We start from the raw sequence: 17,100 nt of genomic DNA, 5'->3' as shown, positions 1-17,100 counted from the left end.
AGGGGATAAAAATTATGAGATTTCTGATTCAGAGAGTGAATCATGCAAGTGTAACAGTAGATGATAAAGAGGTAGGAAAGATCGGAAAAGGTCTGTTGGTATTTGTAGGTGTATTCGAAGAAGATACAGAAGAAGTTGCAGACAAATTAATCCGTAAACTGCTGGGACTTCGTATATTTGCGGATGAAAATGGCAAGACAAATCTTTCTCTTACAGATGTAAACGGTGAGCTTCTGATCGTATCACAGTTTACCTTATGTGCAGACTGTAAGAAAGGAAACCGCCCATCTTTTACAAAGGCAGGCAACCCTGAAAAAGCAAATGCGTTATATGAATATGTCCTGTCTGCTTGCAGGGAAAAAATCGCAGTTACAGAAAGCGGTATTTTTGGTGCGGATATGAGAGTGGATCTGTCCAATGATGGACCGTTTACGATCCTGTTTGATAGCCGTGAAATGTAAAAAATACATGGGAATGGATCCAAATTGAATATCTTGCATGAAAAATTGTAAATTTTTTCAAAAACATACGATTATTTCTTGAAAAACATACAAAGAATTAATATAATTGAGTTTAGGTTATGTTAAATAAACACGTAAAGGAGAAGCGCTATAATGTTAACAAAGGAAAGCATTGAAGAAAAGACCTTTAAAAAGGGACTTTTTGGTTATAATAAAGATGAAGTAAATTCATTTATGAGAGAAGTATCGGATGAGTTTGCTTCATTACAGGCAAAATATGATGCCGCTGTAGCAGAAAATGAACTGGCTCAGAATTCTCTCAGAGATAATAGTGTAAAGATCTATGAATTAGAGAAACAGTTAGAGCAGGCTGCTCCGGGTTCCAAAAAGGAACAGAATGCGGCAAACAGTGAAGCAAACAAAATCATTAACGATGCAAAGAAACGTGCAAATGAAGTTCTTTCCAATGCAAAGGCAGAACTTGCAAAGTTAAAAGCGGAGATGGAAGAGCTTAAGGCAAATGGCGGTACTGTAACAGCAACAGCCAGCACGACAGCTTCATCAATCAATGAAGATGCGTTAGAAGCTGATCCGATTACAAAGCTGAAGATGAAGTCTCAGACAACAGCAGAACCTCAGAAGCTGAAGATGAAGCCAAAGGAAGAGCCAAAAGAGGAAAGCAAGCCACAGGCATTTGCAGGGAAGAGTGCTGTAACAGAGGATGAAGAAGACGAAGTAATCGTAGGAGAAATCGAAGAAGGCGTTAAACGCAATCAGGTTCTGATCGGTGATGGCGATGAGGATGACGATTTCGAATTCTTATAAAGCAGGCTGATTTGTATGACATATAGGGAATGTCTCGATTATTTTCATGAATTATCAGTACATAGGAACATAGATGGATTACAGGATGATACTTATTTCCAGTTTGATGTTATTGGACGTGACAGTGGACATTTTTATATTCATTTGAAAGATGGTACACTTGAGGTCATTTCGGGGGAATATAAACAACGAAATGTTCAGTTTATCGTTACAATATCCAGTCTGGAACGGGTGATAAATGGAGTAATGGATCCGATTTATGCATATGCTACAGGAAAATTAAATATTGCTGGTGATGTGTCATTGGGAAGAAATTTCCTGTCACGCATCATCAAAGAGTAAAAAAGAAGAAACCTGTCAGATATTAACTGGCAGGTTTCTTTTTGCCTTTATAGCTATAAACGATGTGTTACATCTTTATTTATAAAAGAAGCTTGGATATCGTTGCATTACATCTCAACTTAAAAGATGTTTGATATCATTGCATTACACGGTATCGGATTTTTATAACAGATCAGCAACTTCCTTTAAGAGACGTTCTGTCTTATCCCATCCGAGACAAGGGTCTGTGATGGATTTGCCATAGCATCCTCCACCAACCGGCTGATTACCATCTTCGATATAACTTTCAACCATAACACCTTTTACAAGTTCTTTGATATCAGGATCGTAATTGCGGCTGTGGATAACCTCTTTTACGATTCGTGGCTGTTCATCAAATTTTTTGCCTGAATTGTTATGATTTGCATCAACGATACATGAATGATTTACCAGATTGAACTTCTGGTATGATTCATATAAAAGACGAAGATCTTCGTAGTGGTAGTTTGAGATGGAACGACCATGTTTGTTTAATGCACCTCTTAATATACAATGAGTCAGTGGGTTTCCGTCTGTGTGGGCTTCCCATCCGGAATATAAGAAAGTATGCGGATGCTGTCCAGCAAGACAAGAATTCATCATAACAGTATAATCCCCACTGGTTGGGTTCTTCATGCCAACCGGAATGTCCATTCCACTTGCCGTTAATCTGTGCTGCTGATCCTCAACGGAACGTGCACCGATCGCTACATAGGATAAGATGTCGTCAACATATTGCCAGTTCTCGGAATAGAGCATTTCGTCTGCTGCTGTGAGTCCGGTTTCTTTGATCGCGCGGATATGCATTTTACGGATTGCATATAAACCTTCTAACATATCAGAAGCCTTATTCGGATCCGGCTGATGCAACATCCCTTTGTATCCATCACCCGTTGTTCTTGGTTTGTTCGTATATATACGTGGAATTACAAGAATTTTATCTTTGACCTGTTCTGCAACCTTTGCCAGTCTGTTCTGATAGTCGCATACAGCATCTTCGTTATCAGCGGAACATGGACCAATTATAAATATAAATCGCTTGTCTTCTCCGGTAAAAATTTTTCTGATCTCTTCATCTCGTTTTGCTTTAATGTCTTTGAGTTCCTGTGAGAGAGGATATAACTCTTTGATCTCTTCACCGGTTGGTACTCGTTTGACCAATTTCATACTCATTGATTTTTCCTCCTGTTATAATTTGTCCAGTTAATAAATGACGAAAGTGTCATTCTTTCTTAAATTACCGCATATTGCGCATAATTCTGTAGTATTATAGCAGAATATAATTAATTATGAAAGAAAAATATCAACACAAACATTCTTTATTCATTTTTTTAAGCATAAATTGTATAAATGAACAGATTAGAGGGATGTTATTGAAACGGGTAAAAATGGGAAAGAGGATAGGCAGAGCATTTGCAGGTACGGTTCTTGGAATAGCACTTGTAGTCGGACATATCGGCCAATCGGTAATATATAGTGTTGCTGTAACAGATGGAACAGCAACAGATGAAATAGCGACAGATCAGTCCGGACTTCAATTGGAATCACAATCATGTATCCTTATGGAAGCAACGACAGGAACGGTATTATATGAGAAAAATGCAGACGAAGCAAGGAAACCTGCATCCGTCACAAAGGTAATGACGCTGCTTCTGATTTTTGAGGCAATGAAGGCAGGTGATTATCAGATGTCTGATATTGTAACTGTGAGTGAACATGCAGCTTCTATGGGTGGTTCACAATGCTTCTTTGAGACCGGGGAACAGCAGACGGTTGAAGATATGATAAAATGTATCATTATTGCATCAGGAAACGATGCGGCAGTTGCTATGGCAGAATTCACGGCAGGAAGCGAGGAAGCCTTTGTTCAGAGAATGAATGACCGGGCAAAGGAACTTGGAATGGAGCATACACATTTCGTCAATGCATGTGGACTGGATGCAGATGGACATGAGACATCGGCAAAAGACATTGCGATCATGTCCAGACAGTTGATTGACGAACATCCTGAGATCCTGAATTATTCCGGTATCTGGATGGATTCAATCGTACATAAAACCGCAAGGGGAGAGTCAAGATTTGACCTTGCTAATACAAATAAATTCCTAAATATGTATACCGGGGCAACCGGGCTTAAAACCGGATATACGGCGACAGCTAAATACTGTATGTCGGCGACGGCGAACAGAAACGGCATTACATTGATCGCAGTCATCATGGGAGCTGAAACAAAGGATATCAGAAATAAAGAGGCCTGCAAGCTATTAGATTATGGATATGCAAATTGCAATCTGTATAAAGATGAAAATGTACTTGACACCCGCAGCGTTTCTATAGAAAATGGTATCAGTGACGAGCTGACGATTGACAGTGCATCGGACTTCTCATCCGTTCTGCTTCGCGGGGAAAAGGCAGATGATGTAAAGAAGATACTGGTTCAGGATGAACCGCTTACAGCACCGATAAAAAAAGGATATGTTGTCGGTCATATAGAATATTCAATCAATGGTCGTATCCTTGGTTCAGTCGAGGTCGTTGCAGCAGAAAATATAAAGAAAATGACGTTTGGCTACAGCTTTAAAAAAGTATTATATCTTGCCTTTCGTTCCTAGAGGAAGAGAAAATGTTATTCGATATTATCAGTATCATCTGTATATTTGCGATTATCTGTCTGTGCGCAGTTTTGATCGAAAGCAGACGGGAGAATCATATGCTTTCGGTATCTCATTATACAATCACGGATAAAAGGATAAAAAAGTCTGCTACATTTGCGATGATCGCAGATCTTCATAATGCAGAATTCGGAGATAAAAATGAGGATCTCATAAAAGAGATAAAAAAGATTGCTCCTGATGCAGTTTTGATCGCAGGAGATGTTATAGTCGGAAAGAAAGATGTCAGTCCAGGTGTTGCGATAGACCTTCTGCAAAAGCTTGGAAGCGAATTCCCTGTTTATATTTCAAAGGGAAATCATGAGATGCGAACCGGTTTATATACAGAGCAGTATGGAGATATCTGGGAATGCCTGTATGAACAGACAAAGGATTACGCTCATTGGCTCATAAATGAGGAAGCTACTCTGGCATCTGACAACATTCAGATCGTGGGGCTTGACATAGATGCAGCTTATTACAGAAGATTCCGGCTTCAGAAGATGGAGACGGACTATCTGGTGAAGCTTCTTCCAACAAGGCATCAGGATGCATATACGATTCTACTGGCGCATAACCCGGATTATTTTTCGGTTTATGCGGAATGGGGAGCTGATTTGGTGTTATCCGGTCATGTACACGGGGGCATGGTCATACTTCCTGTTCTTGGAGGTGTGGTATCACCGATGGTACGGCTGTTTCCAAAATATTATCGGGGTATGTATGAATGTCGTAATAAAAAAATGATCTTAACAGGTGGACTTGGTGGTCATACTTTAAAGTTTCGGGTCAATAATAAACCCGAGATATGCGTGATCCATCTGGAAGGAGAATAACAGGGGAAGATTATGAGTGAGGAAAACAAAGAAGTAGAGCAGACAGAGGTTGCTGCCACGGCAACGGCTGCTGCCATGCCGGCAGATGTCTATATCGATAAAAGTGTCTATGAACAGATCAATAAACGGAAAAAAGGAAAAAAGATCGTTGCTATTATATCAATTTTTGTGGGCGGAGTTATTTTTCTTTGTTATCTTACATTGGCGATCTGGTTCAGCTTTCATTTTAATAAGAATACATATATTGACGGACAGAATGTATCCTATCATACAGTAAAATCCGTAAAAAACACGATCGATACATATATGAGTGAATATTCTTTAAGCGTAAACGGCAGAGAACATGCATCATTTGTGATCCGTCCGGAAGATATCGATATGACGATACAGGCAGTTTCCAATGAGAAAAGCATCAAGAAGAAACAAAATGGCTTTCTGTGGTTTTTGTATCTGAATGATAATCGGAAAGATTATAAAACCAGTTATGAAGTAACATATGATAAAGAAAAGTTGTATCAGTTCTTAAAAAATCAGGACTGTATGCAGGAAAAGAATATGGAAAAGCCAAAGAATGCCTATGTAGTAGTTGAAAAGAGCGAGGCGGTTATCATACCAGAGACAGAAGGTAGTTATCTGGATACAGATAAGGTGCAGGAAGTGATAGAAACGGCACTTGAACAGGTGAAAGCTACTACAGACCTTGATAAAGAAGCGTGTTATGAGAATGCAGAGATCACGGCAGACAGTAAGGAGATCGCAGACCGGAAAAAAGCACTGGAAACATATCTTGCGGTTCAGATCAACTACAGCATTGATCGTGTAACATGGACGCTTGATGCATCAACATTTGGCAGCTGGCTCTATTATGATAACGGAAAATGGAAGTTCAAAAAGAAATCGGTTCAGGCATATGTGAGACAACTTGCAGAGACATATAATACTGTCGGAACAACGAGAACCTTTCAGACCTATACCGGAAGATATGTAGAAGAAACCGGAAACCGATATGGCTGGAAGATCGATGTAGAAGCTGAGACAAAAGGACTTCGGGAAACTCTTGCAAGTGGCAGATCGCAGGAACGAATCCCTGAATTTTCTCAGACAGGAGCAGCATATACAAAATCGGATGACATTGGATATTCTTATGTAGAAGTAGATCTGACGAATCAGCATGTTTATCTGATTGTAAGTGGAAAACTGGTCACAGATTCCCCTTGTGTTACCGGATGCGTGAAGAACGGTCATGGTACACCGGATGGATTATATTCGGTTACATATAAGGAATCACCATCGGTTCTCAGAGGTGAAGATTACGAGACAAAGGTGAATTTCTGGATGCCTTTTAATCGTGGAATCGGGCTTCATGATGCGACATGGCGTGATGAGTTCGGCGGAGACATTTATTATTCCGGCGGTTCGCATGGCTGCGTTAATCTGCCATATCAGAAAGCAGCGGTTATTTATGAAAATATATACGCAGGTATGCCTGTGATCTGTTATTATTAAGATGTTTATTTTATCAGAAAAAAGCAGGTTGATATTGTGAGCACAACTCATTTAATACAGGCGAAATCGTATTTTACAAATAAAAAATAGTTGTATATTTTGTGTATTAATGGTATTATAGCAAAGTCATAGGAAAAGGAGATATACCCAAGTGGCTGAAGGGTCCGCTCTCGAAAAGCGGTAGGTCGGGCAACCGGCGCGAGAGTTCAAATCTCTCTATCTCCGTTTTATGAAAATAAGCTGACATTCAGATGGGTGTCAGCTTTTTTACCATATGGATATATGTGGAAAATCAGAATTATGTATTTCAGAGACTGGGTACAGGTGAGCTGCGGCACTGGGATAAGGAGATGTTATTTATGTATGATGAGGCTGTTCGTTATATCACTGGTAAAATAAAGATGAAGCCGGAGATAGGGATCGTACTTGGAAGCGGACTGGGTGATGCATTTACCATGGATGATCCGGTGTATATTAATTATAAAGAGGTTCCGGGCTTCCCTGTTTCGACAGTTGCCGGCCATAAGGGACGATTTATATTTGGTTATTCCTGTGGAAAACCGATTGTTGTCATGCAGGGCAGAGTTCATTACTATGAGGGATATTCCATGCAGGATGTCGTGAAACCGATCCGGCTGATGGGGCTTCTTGGAATACGGTGGCTGATTCTTACCAATGCGGCAGGAGGAATCAGTGAAGAGTTGGTACCGGGAGATATCATGATCATTTCGGATCAGATATCAAGCTTTGTTCCATCTCCCTTGATTGGAAGGAATATAGACAAGTTTGGTGTCAGATTTCCGGATATGAGCCATATATATGACGAAGAAAAAATACAGATAAGCAGGAAAATATTTGAGAGAATGGGACTTCATACTGTGGAAGGTACTTATCTTCAGACATCAGGACCTCAATATGAGACGCCGGCCGAGATACGGATGTTTCATATGCTTGGCGCAGATGCGGTTGGTATGAGTACAGCATGTGAGGCAATCGCGGCCTGCCATATGGGAATCCGGGTATCCGGTTTTTCGGCAATTTCAAATAAAGCGGCAGGACTTGGTGCTGAATTAAAGCATGAGGATATTCTGGATCGCAGTAAGGAGATGTCTGATAAAATGAGCAGACTTCTTACAGAATTGATCGAAAGTTATAGTGATGGCACAGAATAAAATATTTCGATCATTTGATGAAAAGTGATAATCAGTCATTTATAAGCGGATATGGATTAATTAGAATAGATATGAGGTGCGAAAAGAATGGATGTAAAGATATATACAGATGGTGCAGCGAGAGGAAATCCGGACGGACCGGGCGGATATGGTACGGTTATCCAGTTTATAGATGGAAAAGGAACGCTCCATGAACGGGAATTTTCACAGGGCTATAATAAGACGACCAATAACCGCATGGAGCTTATGGCAGCTATTGTTGGTTTAGAAGCATTGATAAAACCCTGTAATGTGGAATTATATTCAGATTCCCAGTATCTTGTAAAGGCATTTAATGAAGGCTGGATATGGGGCTGGATCAAGAAGGGCTGGAAACGTGGCAAGAATGAACCGGTAAAGAACCGGGATCTGTGGGAACGACTGTTAAAAGCAAAAGAGCCGCATACAGTAACCTTTCACTGGGTAAAGGGACATGCAGGACATCCGATGAATGAACGATGTGATATGCTTGCAACGACAGCGGCAGACGGAGATAACAAAATAGACGACGAAGGTGTGATAACGAATGAATAAACACGAATTTAGACAACTGTTCAATGAGAAAATACTGATCTTAGATGGAGCAACCGGAACAAATCTGATGAATGCAGGCATGCCACTTGGTGTATGTCCGGAAAAATACATACTGGAGCACAAAGAAGTTATGCTGGAACTTCAGACGTCGTATCTGAATGCAGGCACAGATATCTTATATGCTCCGACATTTACCTGTAATCGTTTAAAACTTCGTGAATATGGATTGGAAACTGATCTCTATCAGATGAATATGGATCTGGTAGCTCTGTCAAAGCAGGCCGTTGCCGGGTGCGGGCATGGTTATGTCGCAGGTGATCTTACCATGACAGGTGAGATGCTGTATCCGATGGGAAAACTTCAGTTTGAAGAGCTGGTTGATATCTATAAAGAACAGATCGAAGTTCTTGTTGAGGCGGGCTGTGATCTTCTTGTTGTAGAAACAATGATGAGCCTTGCCGAAACCAGAGCTGCTGTGATCGCTGCAAATGAGATCTGTGATCTCCCTATCATGGCGAGCCTTACATTTAACGAGGACGGAAGAACCTTGTATGGAACGGATCCGGTAACCGCGGTCAATGTATTACAGAATCTTGGCGTGGATGCAATAGGTGTAAACTGTTCCACAGGACCGGACAAGATGACAGAGCTTGTGGCTGCCATGAAAGAGGTAGCATTTGTCCCTGTATTTGCGAAGCCGAATGCCGGTATGCCTGAACTTGTGGATGGTAAAAGTGTATATGCCATGACACCGGAAACCTTTGCAGAAGATATGAAGATGATCATAGAAGCAGGAGCCGGTATGGTCGGCGGCTGCTGCGGAACAACTCCTGCCCATATCAAAGCACTTTCCGATATGGCAAAGACAATGGATATTCCTGAGATATTAGACAAGAAAGAACGTTTGCTATCATCAGAACGCATGACAAGACAGATCAACTTAGATGGTTCTTTTATGGTAGTTGGAGAACGAATCAATCCAACCGGTAAGAAGAAACTGCAGGCGGAGCTTCGGGAAGGAGTTCTCGATACTGTTATGACGATGGCAGAAGAACAGATGGAAAAGGGTGCATCAATCCTTGATATCAATGTCGGCATGAATGGTATTGATGAGAAAGAAATGATGGTAAGGGTTGTATATGAGGTGTCACAGGCAGTGAATCTTCCGTTATGTATTGATTCCAGTAACCCTGCTGTTATCGAAGCGGCACTTCGTATCTATCCGGGACGTGCACTTGTGAATTCTGTATCTCTGGAAAAGGTAAAAATGCAGGAGATCCTTCCGTTGGTCAGAAAATATGGTGCGATGTTCATTCTGCTTCCGCTTTCTGATGAGGGACTTCCAAAGGACAGTGATGAAAAAGAAAGCATTATACATACAGTTCTGGATGCTGCTTATAAGATGGGCTTTCAGAAAGAGGATGTTGTGGTCGATGGTCTGGTTGCAACAGTCGGAGCAGAGAAAGCTGCTGCTGTCAACTGCCTGAAAACAATCCGTTATTGTCATGATATGGGGCTTGCTACGATATGCGGACTTTCGAATATCTCATTTGGATTGCCGGAGCGTATGTTTGTAAATGCAGCTTTTCTTACGATGGCGATCCAGAATGGTCTTACGATGGCAATTGCAAATCCGTCACAGACCATGCTTATGAATATGGCATATGCATCGGATATGCTTCTTAACAAAGACCAAGGAGATATCCGGTATATCCAGAATGTAAAACCTCTCGGGATCACAACGGCTGCACCTGTACAGAATGGAGGCAGTCAGGAGGATGAAAAAGAAAAAAGTGTTATCTACACAGATGTTGTAAAAGGAAATAAAAGAAATATTACAGAAGATGTCAAAAAAGAACTAGAACAGGGGATAGATCCGCAGAAGATTATTGATGATGAGCTGATTCCGGCAATTAACCGTGTTGGAAAATTATTTGAACAGAAAAAATACTTTCTGCCACAGTTAATCGCCAGCGCAGAGACGATGGAGCTTGCGATCAATCATATCACACCACTTATCGTACGGGAGGATGATGGAAAGTCAATGCCTGCGATCGTGGTTGCTACCGTAGAGGGAGATATCCATGATATCGGAAAGAATCTGGTTGTCTTGATGCTTCGAAACTACGGATTCCCGGTTATCGATCTTGGAAAAGATGTACCTGCGGATGTGATCGTTGATGCAGCCATAGAAAATGATGCCAAGGTCATCGGACTTTCGGCACTGATGACAACAACTATGATGAAAATGGTGGATGTCGTGGAACTGGTAAAAGCAAAAAATCTGGATATTAAGGTCGTTATCGGCGGTGCTGTTATCACAGAGAGCTTTGCTGAGGAGATTCATGCAGATGGTTATTCAGAGGATGCGGCAGAATGTGTTCAGGTTGTAAAAAGATTGCTTGATATTGAGTAATTCTTCGTTGACAATAATTGACAAGATAACTATAATAAAACAAGGATTTGTGCTGTATTGATTATACAGCCGTTTCATAGGTTTGAAAGGTGGTACTTATTGATGGATAATATAGTTTTGTCACTTCTTGTAGATAATACATCAGGTGTACTGAGCAGAGTTTCAGGTTTATTCAGCCGTAGAGGTTATAATATCGACAGCGTTACGGTAGGTGTTACGGAGAATCCTGCATATTCCAGAATGACTGTAGCAGTAAGCGGAGATAATGCAAGTCTGAGCCAGATTAAGAAACAGTTGAATAAGCTCGAGGATGTCGTAGAGATCGTTGAACTGGAGCCGGGCAAATCAGTATGCAGAGAGCTTGTACTCGTAAAGGTAAGAAGTGATAAGGATACCCGTCAGGATATCATGTCCATTGCAAATATATTCCGAGCAAACATCGTTGATGTTTCAAAAGGTTCCATGATCATTGAGCTAACAGGTGCAACCTCGAAGTGTGAAGCATTTCTCGGACTGTTAGATGGATTTGAGATCATTGAACTGGTTCGTACCGGTCTGACAGGACTGGTGAGAGGTCAGCGTCAGGATTAATCATGTGCATCTTATTTAACTATTGATAGATTGATTGCAATTATGCAGTTAATTATTATAAAGAAGTCATTTATATCAGGAGGACAAAATAATGGCAGAAGCAAAAATTTATTATCAGGAAGACTGTAATTTATCATTACTGGACGGACAGACAATCGCTATTATCGGTTATGGTTCACAGGGACATGCACATGCCCTTAACTTAAAGGAATCAGGCTGTAACGTAATTATCGGTCTTTATGAAGGAAGCAAGTCTTGGGCAAAGGCTGAAGCACAGGGATTTGAAGTATATACAGCTGCAGAAGCTGCTAAGAAAGCAGACATTATCATGATTCTTATTAATGATGAGTTACAGGCTGATATGTACAAGAACGATATCGAGCCAAACCTTGAAGAAGGCAATATGTTAATGTTTGCTCATGGTTTCAATATCCACTTCGGAACAATTGTTCCACCTAAGAATGTTGATGTAACCATGATCGCTCCTAAGGCACCTGGTCACACAGTACGTTCTGAGTATCAGGCAGGAAAGGGTACACCTTGTCTTGTAGCTGTAGAGCAGGATTACACAGGAAAGGCTCTTGACAGAGCATTAGCTTATGCACTTGGTATCGGCGGAGCTCGTGCTGGCGTTCTTGAGACAACATTCAGAACAGAGACAGAGACAGACCTCTTTGGTGAGCAGGCAGTTCTTTGCGGTGGTGTATGTGCACTTATGCAGGCTGGTTTCGAGACACTTTGCGAAGCCGGTTACGATCCAAGAAATGCATACTTTGAGTGTATTCATGAGATGAAGCTGATCGTAGATCTGATCTACCAGTCAGGCTTCAAGGGAATGAGATATTCTATCTCAAATACTGCTGAGTATGGTGATTATGTAACAGGTCCTAAGATCATTACAGAAGATACAAAGAAGGCTATGAAGAAAGTTCTTTCTGATATTCAGGATGGTACATTTGCTAAGGAATTCTTACTTGATATGTCACCTGCAGGACGTCAGGTTCACTTCAAGGCTATGAGAAAGAAAGCTGCTGAGCATCCATCAGAGATCGTTGGCGAGAGCATCAGAAAGCTGTACAGCTGGAATGGTGAAGACAAGCTCATCAACAACTAATCTGAAGTAAATATATTTTATTTTATATAATAACAGGAGCAGATTTTATGTTTTCGGACGTAAAATCTGCTTTTGTTGTATCCAAAAATGTTTTGTGCTATACTGTTAGCAAAAATGTGAACAGGGTGGTTGGTTTTATGTTTAATCAGTTAACAGAATCTGACATCAAGAAGATGGAAGAAGAAATCGAATATAGAAAAGTAGTAGTTCGAAAAGAAAAGCTGGAAGCTGTAAAGGAAGCAAGAGCACAGGGCGACCTGAGTGAGAATTTCGAGTATTATGCAGCGAAGAAGGATAAGAATGCGAATGAAAAAAGAATCCGTTATCTGGATCGTATGGTAAGAACTGCTGAGATCATAAAAGATGAGTCAGCGGATGATGAAGTAGGTTTGAATAATACTGTTCGTGTTTATTTTGAAGAAGATGATGAAGAAGATACTTATCGTATCGTAACGACAGTCCGCGAAGATGTATTAAATGGTATTATCAGCAATATATCTCCGATGGGGAAAGCATTGCTTGGTCATAAAGTCGGTGACCGTGTAGAGGTTGTTCCGGGAAAGGGCGACCCTTTCCATATTGTGATACGGGAGATTGTTAAGACAACCGATGAATCTCAGGATCATATTCGATAGAAGATAAAAATATACGGACAGGATGAAGAAGGTGACAGTCAGATGACATGTTTGGAAGCACAATCAAAGATCATGGCATTCATAGAGAACAAACTCCCGGACGATGAATTGAAGGAGTTTATTAAGCATGTCAAAAATTGTGAAAACTGTTCGGAAGAATTGGAAATCTACTATACCTTGATCGTTGGTATGAAAGAATTGGACAATGAAGAAAATCTTTCCACGAACTTCAAAAAGGAACTGGATGATAAGCTGGATGAAGAAATGACACGTATGACAGCCGTTAAACGAATCGCAACCTCTACAATCGTTCTGGTTCTGGCTGCAATTGTGATCGGACTTGTATGGGTATATAGTGGAGTTCTGGAAAAAGTATATCATTATGAGCAGAATGCCAAACAGAAATCGCAGACAGAATATTATTATAGTGATACTTTTGGAGAAAAGCTGTTTTTTGACAATAAATATATGATTGAATATCTGGAGAAAATTTTATATAAAAAGGATGATCTTCCCGGAACCAGTGATAAAAATGTACAGTTTATGGATAAAATAAAGAGATATAACCAGACACACAAAAACTATCTGGAAGTCGCCGAAGAAACGGCAGAGAAGGACGATTTGGAAAATGAAGAAAATATTATTAATTGATGGACACAGTATATTAAACCGTGCATTCTATGGTCTGCCGGATCTCACAAACTATGAAGGATTGCATACAAATGCAGTTCTTGGTTTTCTTAATATTATATTTAAGATCATGGATGAGGAAAAGCCGGATCATATGTGTGTAGCATTTGATGTGCATGAACCGACATTCCGTCATCTGAAATACAGCGCATATAAAGGAACCAGAAAGCCGATGCCGGAGGAACTTCGTGAACAAGTTCCGCTTATGAAAGAAGTGCTTACAGCTATGCATGTCACGATTGTGGAAAAAGGCGGTTATGAGGCAGATGATATCATTGGTACGATATCAAGGATGGCAGAACGAAATGGCTATGCAACTGTGATTGTATCGGGTGACAGAGATCTTCTGCAGCTTGCAACAGATACGATCCTTGTGCGGATCCCAAAAACAAAAGCAAGCGGCACAACGATAGAAAATTATTATGCAAAGGATGTTGTTGAGGCATATGGTGTTACACCGGTTCAGTTTATAGATATGAAGGGGCTTATGGGCGATACCTCTGATAATATTCCCGGAGTTCCGGGAATCGGAGAAAAGACAGCGGCAAAGCTGATGATTGAATACGGAAGCATGGAGAATATTCTGGATCATCTGGATACGGTAAAGCCTCCGCGTGTTCAGAAGAATCTGACCGAGAACATGGATCTTGCAGTTATGTCAAAGGATCTTGCAACGATCAAACTGGACTGCGAGCTGGATGTTTCTCTGGATGAAATGACGATCGAATCATTATTCAATGATGATTCATATAAGATTTTTAAAAGATTAGGCTTTAACAGTCTGTTAAAAAAGTTTGGCACAGTGACAGAGACGACGGAGATCAATCCGGTTATCACCTTGCTTGAAACAACGGAGCAGATAGATGGTTTTCTTGCCGATAAGATGAAAAATATAGATAAGATCGGTTTATATCCAATCTGGAAGGATGGAACCTTATTCGGGCTGTCTGCTGCCACATCTGATAAAGAGGTCTATATTTTGTCGAATCTGAATGGAATGGAGCATGACAGACTGACAGAGAATATAGTATCAGCCACCAGGAACGGTATGCAGATCGATATTCTGGATTTAAAGGAAGCATTGTCAGTCTTTCCGTTTGATGAGAGTGATACAAAGGTGCATGATATCGGTGTAGCGGCATATCTCTTAAATCCGATGGAGGATGTATATTCCTATGATGCGGTCGCAAGGAATTATCTTGGTGCAACACTGCCGTCTGAAAAAGAACTGGTTGGAAAAGATGAACTGAATCTGTTTTCTTTTGCAAATGAAACTTTTCAGAAATTATTTGCATATAAGGCGTTGATCCCATATCTTGTAGGTGATATTCTGATGGAACATCTGGAAAAACAGGAGATGTTTACCCTCTATAATGAGATCGAGATGCCAACGGTATATACACTTTATGATATGGAGCACCGGGGAATCAGGGTTGACCGAAAAGCTTTGGATGATTACAGCGTAAAGCTGCAGAGCAGGATCGACGAACTGCATACTGATATCATCGGTTATGCAGGAAAAGAGTTTAATATTAATTCGCCAAAACAGTTAGGTGTTATTTTATTTGAAGATATGGGACTTTCCGGTGGTAAGAAGACCAAGACCGGATACAGCACCAGCGTTGATGTGCTGGAAAAGATAAAGAATGACCATCCAATCATACCTGCGATACTGGAATATCGTCAGCTTACAAAGCTGAATTCCACTTATGCGCAGGGATTGACGGCATATATATCAGAAGATGGCAGGATTCACGGAACCTTTAACCAGACGATCACAGCGACCGGCCGTATCAGTTCGACTGATCCGAACCTCCAGAATATTCCTATGAAACTGGAACTTGGCAGACTGATTCGAAAGGCATTTATTCCGGAGGATGGATATGTATTTGTAGATGCTGATTATTCTCAGATTGAACTTCGTGTACTTGCTCATTTGTCCGGAGATCAGGTTATGCAGAATGCCTTTCTGAATCATGTAGATATCCATGCAACGACAGCTTCTGAGGTGTTCGATGTTCCGATCGATCAGGTAACATCCTTGCAGAGAAGAAATGCAAAGGCAGTTAACTTCGGTATTGTTTATGGGATCAGTGCATTTGGTTTGTCGGAGGATCTTGGAATATCCAGAAAAGAAGCGGCTGATTATATTGAGAAATATTTTGCAACCTATAAGAATATAAAGTCATTCCTTGACCGTCAGGTGGAAGAAGCAAAAGCAGATGGTGTTGTGCGGACGATGTTCGGTCGTATCCGTCCTGTACCGGAGCTTCGGTCTTCAAACTTCATGACCAGAAGCTTTGGTGAACGTGTTGCAATGAATTCGCCGATTCAGGGAACAGCGGCAGATATTATTAAGATTGCTATGTTCCGTGTGAATATGGAACTGAAAAAACGAGGACTGAAATCCCGCCTGATCTTACAGATCCATGATGAACTTCTGGTAGAGACTGCAAAGGATGAGATTGACATTGTAAAAGAGATCATGGAAAAGGAAATGATGGGTGCAGCCGACATGGCAGTACCGCTTGAGATCGGTATCAGTGAAGGAGATAACTGGTATGATGCGAAATAAAGATGAGATGCTGATCCTTGGACTAACAGGAGGCATTGGTTGCGGAAAGACAGCAGTTCTTACGATATTAAAGGAAGAATATGATGCATATATAATAGAAGCAGACCGTCTGGCACATGAGTTGATGGAACCCGGGAAAACGGTTTATCAGGGAATTGTGGATGCATTTGGTATGGAGGTTTTGATGGATACTGATATAGATATATCTGCACCTGCTGAAGGAAATGCAGTGACAGACAACGGTCAATCAACGGTTAACCGCTCGATTGACAGAAAGAAGCTTGGAGATATCGTATTCCACGATAAAGATAAGCTGGCTTTGCTGAACAGTATCTCACATCCGTTAGTGAAAGAAGAAATCCTGCGCCGGATTGAGGAACAGAAGGATGCCGGAAAAAAGCTGTTCGTGATTGAAGCTGCTTTGCTGATTCAGGATGGATATAAGAGTATCTGTGATAAGATGTGCTATGTCTATGCAGACTTGGATGTCCGGATATCCAGACTCTGCGAATATCGTGGCTTTACCAAAGAACGAGCGCAGGCGGTTATCGATTCACAGGAGTCGGAAGCTTTTTATCTGGAAGCCTGCGACTATAAGATTGATAATTCCGGGTCGCTTGAAAATACGAAAAAAGACTTGAAGCACATATTAGATGAATGTAGAATATAATGTGTTGTCTGACACATAAAGATTC

16 protein-coding genes and 1 tRNA gene are annotated in these 17,100 nt (G+C 40.9%); 16 read left to right on the top strand and 1 reads right to left on the bottom strand.

The features are described 5' to 3' along the window. Positions 1-14: 14 nt before the first annotated feature. The 3 genes from dtd to OCV60_RS04025 all read left to right on the top strand — a co-directional run bounded on the left by dtd (position 15) and on the right by OCV60_RS04025 (position 1,628). Positions 15-461: a D-aminoacyl-tRNA deacylase gene (gene dtd / locus OCV60_RS04035; protein WP_021943921.1), complete on the top strand. Its 447-nt coding sequence runs from the start codon at positions 15-17 to the stop codon at positions 459-461. 153 nt (positions 462-614) lie between these two features. Beyond that, positions 615-1,286, top strand: coding sequence for a DivIVA domain-containing protein (locus OCV60_RS04030; RefSeq protein WP_021943920.1), 672 nt, complete (start codon positions 615-617; stop codon positions 1,284-1,286). 15 nt (positions 1,287-1,301) lie between these two features. After that, entirely contained in the window at positions 1,302-1,628 is a 327-nt protein-coding gene (locus OCV60_RS04025) for an SCP2 sterol-binding domain-containing protein (protein WP_021943919.1), read from the top strand. 162 nt (positions 1,629-1,790) lie between these two features. Here the strand turns inward: OCV60_RS04025 and OCV60_RS04020 are convergent, their stop codons facing one another. After that, positions 1,791-2,819, bottom strand: a complete 1,029-nt coding sequence (locus OCV60_RS04020) for a 3-deoxy-7-phosphoheptulonate synthase (protein ID WP_021943918.1) — start codon at positions 2,817-2,819, stop codon at positions 1,791-1,793. Positions 2,820-3,019: 200 nt separating this feature from the next. On the opposite strand from OCV60_RS04020, the gene OCV60_RS04015 reads away from it, so the two are divergent. From OCV60_RS04015 to coaE, 13 genes are all read left to right on the top strand, one after another. Then, positions 3,020-4,258 (top strand): D-alanyl-D-alanine carboxypeptidase family protein, encoded by a 1,239-nt coding sequence (locus tag OCV60_RS04015; RefSeq protein WP_021943917.1) that lies wholly within the window; start codon positions 3,020-3,022, stop codon positions 4,256-4,258. 11 nt (positions 4,259-4,269) lie between these two features. Beyond that, positions 4,270-5,133: a metallophosphoesterase gene (locus OCV60_RS04010; protein WP_262529416.1), complete on the top strand. Its 864-nt coding sequence runs from the start codon at positions 4,270-4,272 to the stop codon at positions 5,131-5,133. Between the two features lie 12 nt (positions 5,134-5,145). Then, positions 5,146-6,639, top strand: coding sequence for a L,D-transpeptidase family protein (locus OCV60_RS04005; RefSeq protein WP_262529410.1), 1,494 nt, complete (start codon positions 5,146-5,148; stop codon positions 6,637-6,639). A 137-nt stretch (positions 6,640-6,776) separates the two neighbouring features. Beyond that, a tRNA-Ser gene (locus OCV60_RS04000) sits at positions 6,777-6,864 on the top strand. A gap of 26 nt (positions 6,865-6,890) precedes the next feature. After that, positions 6,891-7,811 (top strand): purine-nucleoside phosphorylase, encoded by a 921-nt coding sequence (locus OCV60_RS03995; RefSeq protein WP_262529406.1) that lies wholly within the window; start codon positions 6,891-6,893, stop codon positions 7,809-7,811. Between the two features lie 87 nt (positions 7,812-7,898). Beyond that, the gene (gene rnhA, locus OCV60_RS03990; RefSeq protein ID WP_008400901.1) at positions 7,899-8,384 is read left to right on the top strand and encodes a ribonuclease HI; all 486 of its coding nucleotides are present in this window, start codon (positions 7,899-7,901) and stop codon (positions 8,382-8,384) included. Beyond that, a complete protein-coding gene (locus OCV60_RS03985) occupies positions 8,377-10,800 on the top strand; it encodes a homocysteine S-methyltransferase family protein (protein ID WP_262529402.1) in 2,424 nt (807 codons plus the stop codon). The genes rnhA and OCV60_RS03985 overlap by 8 nt, the downstream gene beginning before the upstream one ends. A 102-nt stretch (positions 10,801-10,902) precedes the next feature. Beyond that, positions 10,903-11,391, top strand: coding sequence for an acetolactate synthase small subunit (ilvN, locus tag OCV60_RS03980; protein WP_008400899.1), 489 nt, complete (start codon positions 10,903-10,905; stop codon positions 11,389-11,391). A gap of 91 nt (positions 11,392-11,482) precedes the next feature. After that, positions 11,483-12,505 carry a ketol-acid reductoisomerase gene (gene ilvC / locus OCV60_RS03975; protein WP_008400897.1) on the top strand — a complete coding sequence of 341 codons (1,023 nt, stop codon included), beginning with the start codon at positions 11,483-11,485 and terminating at the stop codon, positions 12,503-12,505. 137 nt (positions 12,506-12,642) lie between these two features. Continuing rightward, a complete protein-coding gene (gene greA, locus OCV60_RS03970) occupies positions 12,643-13,140 on the top strand; it encodes a transcription elongation factor GreA (RefSeq protein ID WP_117807758.1) in 498 nt (165 codons plus the stop codon). Positions 13,141-13,182: 42 nt separating this feature from the next. Further along, positions 13,183-13,791, top strand: a complete 609-nt coding sequence (locus tag OCV60_RS03965; RefSeq protein ID WP_117784828.1) for an anti-sigma factor family protein — start codon at positions 13,183-13,185, stop codon at positions 13,789-13,791. After that, positions 13,769-16,405 carry a DNA polymerase I gene (polA, locus tag OCV60_RS03960; protein ID WP_262529396.1) on the top strand — a complete coding sequence of 879 codons (2,637 nt, stop codon included), beginning with the start codon at positions 13,769-13,771 and terminating at the stop codon, positions 16,403-16,405. Before OCV60_RS03965 ends, polA begins: the two co-directional genes overlap by 23 nt. Continuing rightward, positions 16,392-17,075, top strand: a complete 684-nt coding sequence (gene coaE / locus OCV60_RS03955; protein WP_262529394.1) for a dephospho-CoA kinase — start codon at positions 16,392-16,394, stop codon at positions 17,073-17,075. The genes polA and coaE overlap by 14 nt, the downstream gene beginning before the upstream one ends. Positions 17,076-17,100: the final 25 nt, after the last annotated feature.

It is taken from the genome of Coprococcus ammoniilyticus (genome assembly GCF_025567345.1).
Classification (GTDB): domain Bacteria; phylum Bacillota; class Clostridia; order Lachnospirales; family Lachnospiraceae; genus Coprococcus; species Coprococcus ammoniilyticus.
This window is presented reverse-complemented; position numbering and strand designations above follow the sequence as displayed.